We start from the raw sequence: 16089 nt of genomic DNA, 5'->3' as shown, positions 1-16089 counted from the left end.
AAGACTGATTATCGGCTATCCACGGAGAACGCCAAGATGCCCCCCACCAGCGATCAAATCCTCGAACAACTCAAGACCGTGACGGACCCAGAGCTGCATCGCGACATTGTCACATTAGGCATGGTGAAGTCAGCTTCAGCGAATGATGATGGGATCGCTCAGGTGGTGCTCTCATTGCCACAGTCCGCCTCGCGGATTCAACCGTTGTTGACCGAGCGTATTACAGCAGCCTTGGTCGCCATGCCTGACATCACGGACGCTCAGATTCAATTTGAGTATCGGCTCGCTTCGGGGCAGGACGCGCCAGCCGGGCAACAGCAACAGTCTCCGGAGGAACAACTGACGCCACAACAAACCGCTCGGCAAGATAATCCATTGCCTACGGTGAAGCACATCATCGCTGTCGGAGCCGGCAAGGGCGGTGTGGGTAAATCGACCGTCGCAGTCAACCTCGCTGTTGGGCTTGCGCGGTCTGGCGTTAAGGTTGGCATTATGGATGGCGATATATATGGCCCGTCGCTGCCGACAATGCTCGGGACCGACAAGCTGGAACTCAAAACGATCGGGAACATGATCATTCCTTTTGAGACGCATGGGCTGAAGGCGATCACGATCGGCGCGTTGGTCGAGGATGATAAGCCGCTGATTTGGCGTGGGCCGATGGCGCATGGTGCTTTCCGTCAGCTCGCGACACAAACGGAATGGGGTGACTTGGATTATTTGATCATTGATTTGCCGCCGGGAACGGGGGATGTACCGTTGACGTTAGCGCAGCTATTACCATTGACGGGGGCGGTAGTGGTGTGCACGCCGCAGAAAGTGGCGCAGGATGATGCGGTGCGGGCGCTACACATGTTCCAGCAATTGGACATCAATGTGTTGGGCGTGGTCGAGAACATGTCTTACTTTATTGGCAATGATGGCGTGGAGTATGACATCTTTGGCAAGGGTGGTGCGGAGATGATGGCGAAGCAATCTGCTGTGCCGTTCCTCGGCGCGATCCCGATCAATATGAATTTGCGAACCAATGCCGATGGCGGTGATCCGACGGCAAACTTCACTGGCGAGGACAAGCTTGCGGCAGAGTTAAACAATGTAATTGGCAACCTGAAGAATCAGGTTGCGATCACAGATAACGATCAATGGACGCCATCGATTTCGATCAGCTAAATCAATAGAGAATTATTCATCAAAAAGGGCCGAGTGCGAGATGTGATCGGCCCTTTTTCTCTCGTATAGGAGCTCTGCGATGTCGATTGGATTATGGCGAGGTTGAGCAGCTTTTGCCGCAGCTTGAGCCTTTGTTCCAAGGCATTTTGGCGAGGATGATCGCCATGCCGCAGGTGTCGGTCAGGCCGGCAAAAATCAATCCGCAGCCGACGAAGCCGCTGAGTACGAGCCCCCACGGATTTACAAAAGCCCAAAGCAGAATGCCAAGTACAATCAAGCTGCCTGCTGCGATCTGGACCTGTCGCATGAGCGAAATGACTTTTCGTTCGCCTTTTACCACGGGCAAATTGGCCTCCACCCACGCATCGGTGCCGCCTTCAACAAGCACGATGTTCTCCATGCCATCGGCGACGAGTTTGTCGCAAGCTTTCTTGGCACGTGCGCCAGACTGACAAATGACATGAATGGTTTTGCCGGTGTAGGCTTTTTTAATCTGCGCGGCGTTGAGTTTGTCTAGCGGTTCGAGGATGGCACCTTGTGCATGGATGCCTTCATACTCTCCGGGCATTCGAACATCGATGAGGATGATGTCTTTGCCGGCTGATAGGGCAGCGAATGAATCCTTGGCATTGATGGTTGAAAATGTACTCATGTTCGTATTTCCAGTTAGGAGGTGTTTGTCGTGGGGTTTTATTGATTGATGGGTTCGCGCGTCGTTTTTTGCATGCGTAACCAACCGGTCATGCCACCGCTGATGTTGATGACGGAGGTGAATCCACGTTGCAATAAGATGCGAGCCGCAATGTAGCTCCGCAGCCCGCTGCCACAGATGGCGGCGTAGGAGTTACTTAGATCAAGTTCGCCAATCCTGTTTCGCAACTCGTCGAGTGGGATATGGATTGATCCGGGGATTGAAGCGTTTTGTCGTTCGCCCTGTGTGCGGACATCGAGAATTGTATGTGTGGAATCAATCTCGTTGGGTTGGATGATGGCGATAAGTCCGTCGAGTTCATTGCTTGCGGCAAATGCGGCTTGATGAACCACATCTTTGGCAGCGCCGAAGGGTGGGGCGTAAACAAGATCGAGTCCTGCAAGATCACGGACAGTGCCTTTCATGTGCATGAGCGTGGCGATGACATCGATGCGCTTGTCGACGCCTTTTTTGCCGATGGCCTGTGCGCCGATAATCTTGCCGTCTTCTTGCATGTAAACGAGCCGCAACACGATCGGGGTGGCACCGGGGTAGTAGCCGACGTGATCGTTGGCGGTGACGGTGACGCAGCGGGCTTCTTGACCATAGGCTTGACGAGCGTTTTTGAGGCTCATGCCGGTCATGGCGGCACTGAGTCCGAAGACGCGGACTGCGCTGGTGCCAAGAACGTTGGGCATGGTGAGGTCTATCTTATGATTAGATGCATGTGTGCCTGCAACCCGGCCGGCTCGGTTGGCAGGACCGGCAAGCGGGATGCGCATCATGTCACCGGTGACGCCATAGATATATTCGCTGGCATCGCCGACAGCGTAGATGTTGGGGTCATTGGTTTGTCTGTCTTGATTGGCGGTGATGCCGCCGCGTTTACCTAGCTTGAGCTCTGCCGCTTCTGCGAGTTCATGGTTAGGTGTGACGCCGATACCCATGAGAACCATGTCGGTTTTGATTTGCTTGCTATCAAACACAACGCCATTTACATGTCCTGTATTATCTTGGAGGATTTCATTGATGGCAATGCCTGTTTGGACATCAATGCCCTTGGCGGTCATTTCATCTTCAAGCATGATGGCCATGTCACGATCAAGCAGCGGCAAAACTTGATTTTGCAATTCAACGAGCATGACTTTCGGGCCGAGACTCGCGAGTTGCTCAACCATTTCCAATCCGATGAAGCCTGCACCAACTACGGTGACGTGTTGTATGGTGCCGAGGTTATTTTCAAGATAGGTTTTGATGCGGTCGGTATCTTCGACGCTACGGAGTGTGTAGACGTGCTTGGCATCAATACCGGGCATGGGAGGAACGACCGGGCGAGCACCGGGCGAGAGGATCAGTTTGTCGTAAGCAAGGTTATATGTTTCGTTGGTGTTGATGTTTTTGACGGTGATTGATTTTTGATCACGATTGATTTTGGAGGCAAGATGGTGTGTACGGACATCAATGTTGTAGCGATTGCGGAGGAGTTCAGGTTTTGCGACAAGTAGTTTTTCGCGATCCGTGATTTCACCACCGAGATAATAGGGCAAACCACAGTTAGCAAAGCTGACGTAGCCGTCTTTTTCGAGAAGGATGATTTCTGCGTGTTCATTCATGCGTCTGGCGCGTGTGGCTGCACTAGCGCCGCCGGCAACGCCGCCGACCACCACGATCCGCATTGGGGTGTTTGTTTGCTCCGTGCTCATCTTAGGGCCCTTTCCTGTCTGGTAATACAGGCGAGTCAGTATGATTAGTATTGAAATAACGCCAAATAAATGGTTTAGGTTTGATCCGAATTCATGGTGTATTGTTTCGGATCATTTGATGTTAGGATTATTTACCGCAGCCGTGTTCTGTGATGCACTTAATCACATTTTCCGCATTGGGGTTGATGACGAAATAATAAGCGGTTCGACCTTCACGCTGAACATCGAGGATACCATGCGCTTTCATCTGGTTGAGGTGCTGGCTGACTGCATTGGGGGCGAGGGTGATGCGTGCTGCGATTTCACCGACGCTAAGGCGACCATGCATGAGCAGTTCGACAATCTTTAAGCGGTGAGGATGGGCCAAGACTTTGAGGACGTCCGCAGCCATTTCCAGCATCTTCATGTCGATTTCTTTGTATGCCATGATCTGCCTTTGATGAAGTATTTATGTGCGAGCAACAAGAAATCTGGTTGTATTGTGCCGCTGGCACGCGGTACTTGCATAAGCATAACCTGAAACCTACAAATATCAAGAGGTCATGATATAAAAATATTAAGATATGTTAGATTTATTGTGAGGTGACTGTCTGAGTACCGTCTTTAGTGGCTTCGCGTAAAGGGACCAATTCTTCAATGGCTTGGATAAGGCGATTCAAGTGATCATCTGAGAGATCAGCTCGGAGGCTGATTCGGACACGTTCGCTCCCGGGAGCAACGGTAGGTGGGCGGATGGCAGGGGCATAGAAGCCATGATCCAATAGGGATTTAGCAGCTTGTATGGCGGCAGCAGCATCTCCGAGTATGAGCGGAATGATTGGGGTGGCTTCTGAATCGGATCTCAGTGGCGGTAGTTCCCAGCCTCGCGAGAGAAGGGCGGCTCTGAGGCGCAGTGAGAGCGATTGTAGCCGATGGCGATGCTCAGGTTCTTGTTGGATGATTTGCGTGGCAGTATCAATCGCGGCGACTTGAGCGGGCGGGATGGATGTCGTGTAAATAATGCTTCGTGCATGATTTAAGATGGTATCGCAGATAACTTTGTCAGCAGTAATCATGCCGCCTAGCCCGCCCAAGGCCTTGCTGGCGGTGCTGATGGTAACATCGATTTTACTGGCTACCCCTTGAAGTTCGGCAAGACCTGCACCGCCTTCGCCGAGGACACCTGTGCCGTGGGCTTCATCAACCACAAGAATGGCATCATATCTGGCCGCAAGTTCTGCTAAAGCATAAAGTTGCGCCGCATCGCCGTCCATGCTGAAGATGCTATCAGTCACGATGAGGCGACGGTTGGTGGGATGGTTCTTCAAATGCCGTGAGAGCAGTCGAGGCAGTTTGCCGTCCTGAGAAGCGTCTAGATGGGGAAACGTCCGTATTTCGGCTGCTGAGGCCTTTGCGGCGTCAATGAGGCTGGCATGGACCAGTTTATCAAGACAGATCAGATCACCAGGCCCAGCGAATGATGTAAGTGCTGCCAGATTCGCCATATAGCCGGTTGGAAAAAAAATTGCTCTTTCAGCATGCTTGAATGACGCAAATGACTTTTCCACAGCTTCGTGGAGCGATGAGTGGCCGGTGACAAGCTTGCTGGCGCCGCTGCCGATACCGTGAGTTTGGACGGCTTCAGCTACCGCAGCTTTGATCGATGGATGTTCAGAAATACCGAGGTAATCATTACTTGCAAGATTGATATATGTTTGTGCTTGTTGAGAGGTGCGGTCGTTGGCGATGCGAATGTTTGGGCCACAGGTACTCACGATACGCAGGTGACGAAGCAAATGATTTGCTTCTAAATCATCAAGCTCGCGCTGAAGTTGTGCTCGAAAGTTTGGCAAGGTTCAACTGACCTGTGGTGGGAGAATGAAAATGCAGGCACGCGGTATTTTTTAAACTCGTTTGGTCACAATACATACGGTGGCAAGTGGACCGGGTTCACGATGATGTTGCGAGCCAACGGATTGCATTACAACGGCATGCTTTCAAACTAACATGCTGAATGGGTTGGTGGCAAGTTATGTTGCGCTAAAAGGGAAGAGTAGGATAAAACGCAAGGGCCGTAAGTGAGTCATAAGCTAAATAGACGCCAATGTTTATATAGAATTGATTTTGTATATCTGATTACCAGCTCGCGAATTAACCCTTAAAAATAAGTCATTTTCGGCTGTTTGAGAGTCTGGCTGGATTGGTGTGATCATCGCTCTGGGATTCGTATAGCAACAAAAAACCCGCTACATGAGCGGGTCGCGTATAACTGTATGAAAGTTTAGTACTTAAACCTGTTACGGGCGGCTTGATTTATTCTTCGTCGAGGCTGGAGATCATTTGTTCTGCGCCGGGATCAGCTGCGAGAACCTGCTTCATCACGCGCCCAACTTTGAACTTGACGGTGCGCTTTGGTGGCACTTCGACACGTTCAAGTGTTTTGGGGTTCTGGGCCATACGTGATTGGCGCTGTTTGACTTCAAACACGCCGAAGTCGCGGAATTCCAAGCGATTACCTTTACCGAGTTCGACGGTAATATTGTTGAGGAAGGTTTGAACAATCTTCTTCACCACAACACGCTTTTGTCCGGTTGCATCAGCGATGCGATCTACCAATTCTTTTTTTGTGACAGTTCTGGCCATGAATCTAGCCCTTCTCAATCAACTGTAAAATGTCTGAGATCTCGTCAGGTACACGGGTCCAAAGAAAGGAAACCACCGGACCGAATCTCCCGATAACACCCAAAATTCTACTGCCAGTATGCCAATTGTCCAAGGCCGGGTCAAGCGCCAATTCGTGTTCTGGCAGATAATTACCACCGCACTTGTTGTTTTCCAGCAATCATTCTACTATCCATTTCATGAGCATGGACCCCAGTCAATTGAAGGTTGTGAACTACCCAGAAGCGGTTTTGAGGCAGCGCGCCGAGCCGGTTGAGTCAGTAGATGAGCAGGTGAGATTAGTCGCGAAAAGGATGATTGAGCTGATGCATGAGCATCGTGGCGTTGGGTTGGCAGCACCGCAGGTAGGGCTATCCCTGAGAATGTTCGTTTGTTGCCCGACGGGTGAGCCGGAGGATGAGCAAGTTTTCATCAATCCGATGATCAGTGAGCCGACCAAGGAGATGGCTTGGTTGGAGGAGGGGTGCTTGAGTTTGCCTGAAATTCGTGGAGAGATCAATCGGCCGGTGGGTGTGACTATTGAGGCTCTTGATGAATTTGGCGAGAAGTTTGTGATGCAGTCTGATGACTTCCCCGCTCGAGTTTGGCAGCACGAATTCGACCACCTTGAGGGAATCCTGATCATCGACAAGATGAAGATGGTCGACCGTATGGCCAACCGAAGAATGATCAAAGAACTCGAAGCGATGGTGAAGTAAACAGAGGGCAGGTCAAGATGAAGATTGTCTATTTTGGTTCTGGTGAGTTTGGGTTGCCAACGCTTCAGGCTCTAAACGAACAGCATGAGGTCTTGGCTGTGGTGAGCCAGCCAGACAGACCTGCCGGTCGTAAGCGCGTGCTGACAGCGACACCGATCGCGCAGTGGGCTGAAGCGCAGGGGTTGCCGGTTTATAAAGATGAAGATGTTAATACGGATGAGTTTGTGCAGCGCATTTCGGAGATTGGCGCGGATGCGAGTGTGGTGATCGCGTTTGGCCAGAAGCTTTCGCCGGAGTTAATCGGCGCGATGGGTAAGCTGGCGGTCAATCTTCACGCATCATTGCTTCCCAAATATCGCGGTGCAGCTCCAATCAACTGGGCGATGATTAACGGAGAACTCATCACGGGGGTGAGCGTGATCGGATTGGCGCAGCGGATGGATGCGGGAGAGGTTTATGGGACGGCTTCACTGGAGATTGAGCCACTCGAAACCGCGGGTGAGCTGCATGATCGGTTATCGCTGCTCGGACCGGACGCGGTGTTGAAGGTATTGCATGATCTTGATGCAGGGACACTTGCGCCAGTGACGCAAGATCATGAGGAAGCAACCAAGGCACCGAAGTTCAAAAAAGCTGACGGAACGGTGGATTTTCAATTGGACGCTTATGCGGTGCGGAGTCGGGTGCATGGCTTAACACCCTGGCCGGGCTGCCGAGTGAACTGGCATTGTGAAACAACGGGTGAAGAAAAACCCCTTATTTTAAAGCGTATTGCGGCTATGCCGGACGTAAGCTGCTTTCCACCATTGCCGGGGGCAGGAGTAAAGGATCAGGGATATCCAGAGCCGGGCATGGTGCTGGAAGGATTGCGTGTGGCGGTTGGTGGCGGGGAGTCTATTCGACTGTTAGAGGTGCAAGCAGCGGGAACGAAGGTGATGAATGCCGAAGCATTTTCGAAAGGTTATCATCTCAAACCCGGCGATCGGTTGAGTATGCTTGACGCTTGATCTAGTTAATGAGGGATTGCTTATCGGGGGGTGGAATGTGATTACGCGCATGGCGGTAGAAGCCCTTGTTCAATGCAAGGTTGCGCGATCCGATGAGATATAGGGGTTCAGGTTTGTTTTGTGGTGTGGTTGGAGCCAGTGTGACAGATGGGTGATGGGGAATTTCATATTGAAACGATGAACCGTGAAGAATTGGAGACGGTTCTTCATTGGGCGCGTCATGAAGGTTGGCAGACAGGATTGAATGATGCCGACGCATTCTATCACATTGATCCAGAAGGTTTATTTATCGGGAAGATAGGTGATGAGCTTATCGGCAGTGTCGGCGGTCTTGTGTATGACAAGCTATATGCGTTTATGGGGTTGTATATGGTGAAAGAGGCGTGGCGGGGCAAGAGATATGGTAAAGCGTTGTGGGACGCGGCCATGATGCGGTTGGATGGTATGGGCGTCAAGATTGTAGGTTTGGACGGTGTGCATGAAATGTTATTGCAGTATGAAGCTGAAGGGTTTCGTCCGGCATATGATCATGTGCGATGGCGGTATGAGGTGAATGGTAGTGAAAAATTGCTGCCAACGGTTTTCAATGCGAGCGAGAAAGATTGGAATGCGATTGCAGCGTATGAATCACAATATGAACTGGAACTTCGCCAAGGATTCACAGCTCGTTGGTTGAACATTCCGGCATCGTGGAGTATGTACTGGGCAGATCATCAGCATGGGGAGATTAAAGGTTACGGAGCGGTGCGAGAGTGTCCGGGGGGATACAGGGTTGGTCCGTTGTATGCACATGATGTCACCGTAGCAACTGAATTGTTTGAAGGGTTGTGCACACAGGCAAACAGCGGCGGACATATGTTTCTGGATGTGCCAGATGTAAATAAAGTTGCGATACGTGTAGCTGAGAATCGAGGTATGGAAAAGGTTGGTTCGTTTATGCGGATGTATCGTGGAGGAATACCAAGTGTTGCAATAGATCAGATTTTTAGTGTGCGGTCGGTGGAGGTGGGATGACACGAGATCTACATCACAAGAAATACGAAATATCACAGATGTCGCTTACAGAACTTCGGTATGTGTTTGAATGGGCACGCTCGGAAGGATGGAATCCGTGCATGGGTGATGTTGAAGCGATTTATGCGATGGATTCTGATGGTTTCTATGTCTGTAAGGATCAAGGACGTATTGTCGGAAGTATTTCGGCAGTGATCTATGATCGAGCATATGCTTTTATTGGTTTGCTGATTGTTGATCAAGCATACCGAGGCGGGATGATGCTTCGTGAGTTGTTGGAAGCTGTATGTTCGCGGATAAGATCGAAAGGGATTCAATCCGCAGGGTGTGACGGTGTGCTGGAGAATGTTCGGAAGTATGAGCGGCTTGGATTTGAGCTTGCATACATGCAAGCTCGTTTTGTGTATGTTGTACACGGAACAGAGACTATATGCAGCGAATGTTCATTGGTTCAGCAAGCGGATTACGAAGAAGTACAGTCTTTTGTTCGGCAGTATGAACCTGAGTTACGAAAAGGTATGGTTCGCCGGTGGCATGAAGATGCGGGAGCAAAGGGATATATGGTTCATGATGGAAACGGAGAGATCATAGGCTATGGCGCGGTGCGAAAAGCTTGCGAAGGCTATCGTGTCGGACCGTTGTATGCGGTAGATAATGTGGCGGCAAAGAAACTATTAATGTCATTGATCTCGTTGGTACCTAAAAATGAACGAGTTCAGATTGATGTGCCGGAAGTTAATAGTGATGGGATTGAAATGGTAAAGCAGATGGGTATGCAGAAGAAGTGGCAGCTTGGGCGGATGTATTATGGTATGTGGCCGCAGGTAGATGTTAACGGCATTTTTGGTGTGTGGTCGGCGGAGGTTGGGTAGATGAAAAAAAATTAGATAAGAAATGTTCTAATACATGATTAGAGATATGAGATAATTGTTTGCTTGAGTTCAGCGGCATCGTTGTCAGAAAGTGAGCCGGCAGGCCATTGAAAGTTCAAGCCGGAACCGTTTTCGTATCGTGGGATGATATGGAAGTGAACGTGGAAGACGGCTTGGCCGGAAAGTTGGCCGTTGTTTTGTAGAACATTGCTGGCGGGGCATTCGGTGGCTTGCTGTACGGCAGCGGCAAGTTTCGGCATGACCGCGCCACATGCGGCGGCTGCTTCAGCGGGAAGCTCAGCAAGGGTAGCGGCATGATGTTTGGGGATGATCAGGATATGACCTCGAGAGATCGGGCCGATGTCTAGGAAGGCGAGTGTGTGATCATCTTCATGGATCTTATGGCAGGGAATCTGTCCTGCAATTATCTTACAGAAGATGCAGTCAGGATCGGCGTGATGTTGGTTTGTGTTCATGATCGTTCTCGCGAGTGGTGCAGGAGTCCTGATATGATTTTAGCATTGCGTGGGCATGTTGTGGATACATCCCTCAATGTAATCGCATATTGTTATTGGGCAAAGAAAAACCCCGCGAAGAAGCGGGGTTGTGTATATGTGATGTTGTGATAGTGTTAGTTCACGCGGTTGTAGCCATAGATGTACGGTCCGTGTGTTGTTGTGACTTTGCCGCTACGGTCGAGAACGGCGATGAAGCGTGCTTCTTCAATGGGGCCCGCGGCAAAGTTGCCATCTGGGTAGCCACGAACGTATCCGTACACGACGAATCGGTCTGAGCGAACAGAGTAGAGTTGCGTGAGATATTGTAGCCGTGCGAGGAACTCTTCATTCTTGTCCGCGGCCCCTGTACTTGAAGCATTGATACCAGCGGCGGTAGTTGCTTCCGGTATAGGGAAAAGGTTGAGTTTGCTCGTGGCGGTTAGGGTACTGGTGTTGACGCCCTCACGGTTCATGTTGCGTGATGATACGCCGGGTGCGGGGTTGAGGTAGAGCAGCTCGCCGATCGAAGCGATGCCGGGCTGGTCTGTATTGCTGGTGGTTTGTCGCCAGCTTGTTGATGCAACGCCAAAGTTGGTCGCGACTGTATCGCGGATGTCGCTGTATTCATAGGGGCTGGATGTATCAAAATCTGTGAAGGTTGGGTTGAATTGTTCATAAAGTGGACCGTCACGGTAACAAACAATTGAACGGCTGAGATCTTCGATATCGGTAATACTACTCTCAGGTAGGGGTGAGCTTAGCGTGAGTAGATTGAGGGGCATGGTGTTGACATTGATTGTACCAGGGATGAATAATTCGCGGCCGTTACCGGAATCATCGACGGTACCATTCTGATCATTATCAATATTGTCATCAGAAGGACTGACTGTTGTGAAGTGATCAAATAGCAACGCAGCATGTGGCAACATCATTGATCCGGAATCAGGGTGGATGGTTGCAGCATTTAAGCTGGATACGGTTGCGTCAAGGGCAAGTGTACGCCGGTTATCTTTGAGGCCTGCTGTGGCGAGGTAATTGGATTGTGGTGTAATGATGCCGCCACCATTGACAACGCTTCCGGTGATAGTTACCAAGCCGAGTTCGGTGATGCTTCGCATGGGGCGATCGGGGTGGAAGAGGAGCATATCATCCGGAATGGAACGAACACCAGCGGTGGGATTGGTCGCAGTTGTGAATGTTCCTTTGGTATCGGCATTGGCGATACCAGTGACGGTAAGCTGCGCAAAGTTGCCATCATCCACATTCTTGTATTCGGTTTCGGTGTCAATATCGCGGCTGGTAGTTCTTTGATTGTTGGCGGCTGTGCCATCATCCCAGATATAACGTATGCCGTGGCTATCGCGGAAAGCTGATTCTTGTTTGTGTCGTTCAATCGCAGAAGAACGCCAATCAGTGGCGTTATGACGATAGATTTCATCCTCGAAGGCAATGCCCGTATTGAATGAATCATAGGTGATCCATGTGCCAGTGGAGTTATTCGATTTCACCTGAAGCTGGATAGTAATCTGAGTACTGTCTGTATTGAATGCGAGGTTATTGTTGTCGATCCACGAGCAGTTACTACGGTCGAGTCCCATTTCCGTGGTGGTAGGATCAGAGGTTGCTGCACCAGAAAGTGTAGAACCCGCGCCGTTTGAATCTGCCGTTGGTGTTTGAGGGTCAAAAACAAGGACCACCGTGTCATCGTATGCACCCGCTGTGTCGTCTCTTGCTTCGAAGAGCAAACGATTGGATTTTGAACCCGTGGTAGGAAGCAGTGGTGAACCAGCCCGGAAATCATTGATGTCGAAATCCCATGTGCCGACGAGTGTTCCACCTTGTCTTAGGACAATGCGATAGATAGGAGTTACAACTCCGCTGCCATCTTCAGAGTGGAGGCCGTCTTCGTCATCTGTACCGCTTTCAATGCCATAGATTGGATGAGAGAACGGATTGCCGAGCTCGATGGCAATGGCTTGTGTTTCGCTGACGGGAATCCATGAGTCATATCTGTCTGCGGCGCTATATGGCGCGTCACCGGCCAATGTAAGCGATGTGCTATAGTTGGGATTGGGTGCGCCACCACTCAGAGTGGGAAAGATGCGTGATTCATCGCCGTTGTTAGGAATACCGTCTGGGTCAAGCATACGCCCAAGATTGGTATCTTGATAAAGCACTTGCGTGTAGACTTCGCGGATGTAGGGCAACTTTTCAGAGCCGAAATATTGCTTGCTGTTTACTTCCACTACTGAAGGCTGTAAATCTTGGTCGGTGTAGTCTGCGATGGCGGCGGCGTATTGTGCGGCGAGCGCGGCCTGGCCTTGATCAACATTAAGTGCAAGGCCGTCGATGGTGTTGGCAAGGTCTGCACTATCGTACAGATACCATTGGTCAGAGGATGCTTCTGGATAGGCGAAGCACATGTAGATACGTTTTGCCATACTGTCGACATGCTCTTGTGCTTCATTGACAGGAGTTGCTGCGTTATCGGTGATTTGTGATTGCAGGTCAATTTTAAATCGGCGGTTAACAGAACCGAAGGGTGTAGGGCCAGCCGTAGAAGGACGGTAGTTGGGTGCGTAAATGGCAGATCCACTTGCTGTAGTGAGCATATGGCGGATGGCAGGGAGTTTGTAAGAGCTGAGGTTGATAGTGTTGGTGCGTGGGTCGAAGGGAGTTGCGTTATCTTTGCCGTAGAACCAAGTTTGAAGATCGCCATCAACCCCAATGATGGTATTGATACCGGTTTCCGGTGGGGTATGGCCGGCTGTTGTCCCGAAAGGTAGATTGGGTTTGTTGCGGAGTACGTTTGCGAGACCTATTTGATAGGTGCTAGCTGGCGGAGCGAGTGTCTCATCCTCGATGCTGCTGATGCTGTCGTATTGGTTCAATCCGCCCTTAAGACGCAGTTCCAGTTCGTCGTTGACAATGTAGTTATTAGCAGTGTTTCCGTATTGAGATGCTTGGGCCCGCCAGATATAGTCACGTTCTGAGAGTTGCGCGACGGAGGGGGTAGTTTGTTGGTTGTTGTTGGGGTTGAATGTTGTTTCGGTTGCATCTACGGGCCAGTCGGTGGGAGTAAGAGTGAGCCCGTCATATCGGCGGTTGAACAATCCGTCGATGTCTTCACCGATTGTGGTTGCATTGATGGTGTGTTCGGTCATGTCGGGGCCAGCGTTCAATGTGGCATGAAGTAGTCGACCGAAATCAGCAGAAGCTGGCGTGTAACCACGTGCTGAATCGCTAATGAGCAAGCCGGTGTTGTAATCTGTATTGGGTAAGGCGGTATTAATGTTGATGAGAGAACTAAGGTCTGCAATACGGATGGCGACGACATACTTTCGACCACCAATGTTTCGCACGGATTCAGGTGCCCATGTCCAACGTGCATCTTTGATATTGTCTTGATCAGTATCGACACCGCGTGCTTCATAAACGGCGCTTGGATCGGACGGATCAATAGAAGAACCGCTGGGTGTGGCAGCATCCATCAGGAAATCGAAGGGGACATTTGTATCACGCTCTTCCATTTGCGCATCAGCCGTGCTGTTGTAGCTATTGTTTCTGACTGGGGTTTCGCGTGGCACTAAGACGGTTGATTGATTGAACTGTGGGATGTCCAGCCAAACCCCGCTGATGTTGGTCAAGTGCGGCCAAGTGTTTTGATTGGAATCTATTGTGGCGCCGTTTTGAATGATCGGCGTGGTGGAGGCGAGCCAGTAGTCGGAAGTTGGAATAACTGTATCGCTAAAACCGACGTATGGAACAGTGACAGTTGCGCCACTGTCGAGAGTGATAGATTCAGTGACGCCTGTGTCAGTCCATGGATAGTCATAGAGCGGCCCGCTCCATTGCATTGGCTCTTCGATATCCTTGTCGAGCCGGAGCGAGATCTCACCAATAGTAGCGTTGATGACTTCATCAATGTAGTTGCGTTCGTAGCGGTCAACCGAGAAGGCATCCATCTTAGCATCCTGCAGCATGGCAAGGCCGAGCATGGCGATGATCACCAACACGACGACGCAGAGGATCAGGACAGAACCGCGTTCGTGTGTGAGAGGGCGAATGTTTGTGTTTGTTTGCTGCATGATTGAATCTCCGTTGGAGGATTCGGGTTGTCGATGTTGAATCAGCCGAGTTGTGGTGTTGTGCGGTTAGGTGAGCCGTGGGGTGGGGATGATTTTAGCTGCTGGGTTGACGGTTAACGAAGAAGACAGTTTCAAACCATTGTCCTACTTCGGGATCAGTCTCCGGTGTGCCATTCTGCTGGTAGATAGTCCGCCCTTTATAGTCTCCGCCGCGATCATGAAGGCGATAGCGGATACGGATCATCCAAGGCCAATGCGCTTTGTCAGTACCATTTTCATAGTAACCACTTGTTGCATTGGCGAAGACAAATGCCGCATCAGCATACGGACCGAGGTTGGCACCTGTGTAGTACGGGGTGTATTCGCGCCCCGGACCAAATTCGGTGGCTGGCCGATAGACTAGCGGCTGATTGGGATCGTAATTCGCGGCGTCTTGTATAGGATTGTTGGGGATGTGTGAGTACCAGATGACTTGACCGTTATCCAGACGATCGATCATACCGTCGGAGTTAATGGCAGTTGCTGTTGAAGGATTGGTTCCCGCGGTATACAGATCACCGGCCCATTCGATGACAAAATCACTAACTCCCCCCATGAAGAAATTATGTGATGGTGCGAGATCGACTGTCCTAAGAGTAGTTTCGAAAGGATTGGTCGTGGTGATGAGTCTTTCGTGATTGAACATAAATGACGTGCCGGGTTGGAGCAGTTTATCAGCGTAATCATCCGGCGACGAAGACATGTTACCGGTCACGATCGAATCTATATAGCTATTTGATGTTCCGACAACGTCGGCCATTGTCGCTTCGGCAACATCGATCACGCCATCATGTAAGAGTTTGCCGGATACGTCCGCATCTCCCAAAACCGGAGATGTGGCGAGAATGCCGGGGTTGGTAACTGCGCCACCCAGTATTTGCGTCTTACGCGTGCGCCGGCCAACAGGTGTCTTACTTGGATCTGCCAGATGAAGGACTTGGCGGCCGAAAATCCATTCAGATGCAACCGTGTTCGGATTGCCTGAGGTGATGGTGCCGAGGTTGTCAGTAGCGGGATTGAAAGAACCGTCTTCATGTGTTTGTGGGACATGTCCATACCAGATGCGGACGATGTCAGATGATTCTGCGTTATGCATGGAGCCTTCATAAGTATTGTCATTTGCTGGCGCAAGTGCAGGGAGTTTACTATCAGCAACTTTATTTGAAGCAAAGAAAAGTAGTTGGTCAGAGCGGATCGGTGTTGTAGTGCCGTCTTCTGCGTCTGCAAAGGTTAGTGGCGCATTTTGCTGTTTGTTGATGATGATGAGAAACCCGCCGTTGTTCGCGGCCGTCGATGCTGTGGTAATATCACCCCAAGGCCCAAGCATTCGGCTTTCCCAGACTTCTACATTGTAAGGTGGTGTAAAGGGTGTCGCCCAATTGGGGGGGGAGGCAGAGATGGTGGAGTTTCCCAAAATTGCACCAAATTCAGAATCGAGCTTGATTTGATCGTTAATGGCGCGTGCGCGCTGAATGATCTCGCCTGTTTGTTTGCCACGTCGAACGGTAGTCGTTACCTCGTTGAACAATTGATGGATTACAAGAATAACGAATGACATAATCGCGATCGAGACGAGCAACTCGACGAGCGTGAAGGCTTGGTTTTTATATTTGTAGTTGGACATCATGCGTGGCCTTCTGTGGTTCAAA

General features: G+C 50.6%; 13 protein-coding genes. 5 read left to right on the top strand and 8 right to left on the bottom strand.

Going from position 1 to position 16089, the window contains the following annotated elements:
• Positions 1-36 precede the first annotated feature (36 nt).
• A complete protein-coding gene (locus ACQ6WK_RS08310; protein WP_432800279.1) occupies positions 37-1170 on the top strand; it encodes an Mrp/NBP35 family ATP-binding protein in 1134 nt (377 codons plus the stop codon).
• Between the two features lie 91 nt (positions 1171-1261).
• Here the strand turns inward: ACQ6WK_RS08310 and ACQ6WK_RS08305 are convergent, their stop codons facing one another.
• The 5 genes from ACQ6WK_RS08305 to ACQ6WK_RS08285 all read right to left on the bottom strand — a co-directional run bounded on the left by ACQ6WK_RS08305 (position 1262) and on the right by ACQ6WK_RS08285 (position 6186).
• A complete protein-coding gene (locus tag ACQ6WK_RS08305) occupies positions 1262-1822 on the bottom strand; it encodes a rhodanese-like domain-containing protein (protein WP_432800278.1) in 561 nt (186 codons plus the stop codon).
• 38 nt (positions 1823-1860) lie between these two features.
• On the bottom strand, positions 1861-3564 hold the full coding sequence (locus tag ACQ6WK_RS08300) for an FAD-dependent oxidoreductase (protein ID WP_432800277.1): 1704 nt from the start codon (positions 3562-3564) through the stop codon (positions 1861-1863).
• A 127-nt stretch (positions 3565-3691) separates the two neighbouring features.
• Complete coding sequence (locus ACQ6WK_RS08295; RefSeq protein WP_432800276.1) at positions 3692-3991, bottom strand: ArsR/SmtB family transcription factor; 300 nt, start codon at positions 3989-3991, stop codon at positions 3692-3694.
• A gap of 145 nt (positions 3992-4136) precedes the next feature.
• Entirely contained in the window at positions 4137-5396 is a 1260-nt protein-coding gene (locus ACQ6WK_RS08290; protein WP_432800275.1) for an aminotransferase class I/II-fold pyridoxal phosphate-dependent enzyme, read from the bottom strand.
• A gap of 460 nt (positions 5397-5856) precedes the next feature.
• Complete coding sequence (locus ACQ6WK_RS08285) at positions 5857-6186, bottom strand: HU family DNA-binding protein (RefSeq protein WP_432800274.1); 330 nt, start codon at positions 6184-6186, stop codon at positions 5857-5859.
• Between the two features lie 218 nt (positions 6187-6404).
• Between ACQ6WK_RS08285 and def the strand changes: the two genes are divergently transcribed.
• The 4 genes from def to ACQ6WK_RS08265 all read left to right on the top strand — a co-directional run bounded on the left by def (position 6405) and on the right by ACQ6WK_RS08265 (position 9816).
• On the top strand, positions 6405-6923 hold the full coding sequence (def, locus tag ACQ6WK_RS08280) for a peptide deformylase (protein ID WP_432800273.1): 519 nt from the start codon (positions 6405-6407) through the stop codon (positions 6921-6923).
• Between the two features lie 17 nt (positions 6924-6940).
• Positions 6941-7930, top strand: coding sequence for a methionyl-tRNA formyltransferase (gene fmt / locus ACQ6WK_RS08275; protein ID WP_432800272.1), 990 nt, complete (start codon positions 6941-6943; stop codon positions 7928-7930).
• 147 nt (positions 7931-8077) lie between these two features.
• Positions 8078-8944: a GNAT family N-acetyltransferase gene (locus ACQ6WK_RS08270; RefSeq protein ID WP_432800271.1), complete on the top strand. Its 867-nt coding sequence runs from the start codon at positions 8078-8080 to the stop codon at positions 8942-8944.
• Positions 8941-9816 (top strand): GNAT family N-acetyltransferase, encoded by an 876-nt coding sequence (locus ACQ6WK_RS08265; protein ID WP_432800270.1) that lies wholly within the window; start codon positions 8941-8943, stop codon positions 9814-9816. Before ACQ6WK_RS08270 ends, ACQ6WK_RS08265 begins: the two co-directional genes overlap by 4 nt.
• A 38-nt stretch (positions 9817-9854) precedes the next feature.
• Here ACQ6WK_RS08265 and ACQ6WK_RS08260 read toward each other — a convergent pair whose 3' ends face one another.
• The 3 genes from ACQ6WK_RS08260 to ACQ6WK_RS08250 all read right to left on the bottom strand — a co-directional run bounded on the left by ACQ6WK_RS08260 (position 9855) and on the right by ACQ6WK_RS08250 (position 16067).
• Positions 9855-10292: an HIT family protein gene (locus ACQ6WK_RS08260; RefSeq protein ID WP_432800269.1), complete on the bottom strand. Its 438-nt coding sequence runs from the start codon at positions 10290-10292 to the stop codon at positions 9855-9857.
• A gap of 155 nt (positions 10293-10447) precedes the next feature.
• Complete coding sequence (locus ACQ6WK_RS08255) at positions 10448-14401, bottom strand: hypothetical protein (RefSeq protein ID WP_432800268.1); 3954 nt, start codon at positions 14399-14401, stop codon at positions 10448-10450.
• Positions 14402-14495: 94 nt separating this feature from the next.
• On the bottom strand, positions 14496-16067 hold the full coding sequence (locus ACQ6WK_RS08250; RefSeq protein WP_432800267.1) for a PulJ/GspJ family protein: 1572 nt from the start codon (positions 16065-16067) through the stop codon (positions 14496-14498).
• Positions 16068-16089 lie beyond the last annotated feature (22 nt).

The organism is Poriferisphaera sp. WC338 (assembly GCF_050931845.1).
Classification (GTDB): Bacteria; Planctomycetota; Phycisphaerae; order Phycisphaerales; family Phycisphaeraceae; genus Poriferisphaera.
Note: the sequence above shows the minus strand (reverse complement) of the source record. Positions and strands in the feature narration are given on the sequence as shown.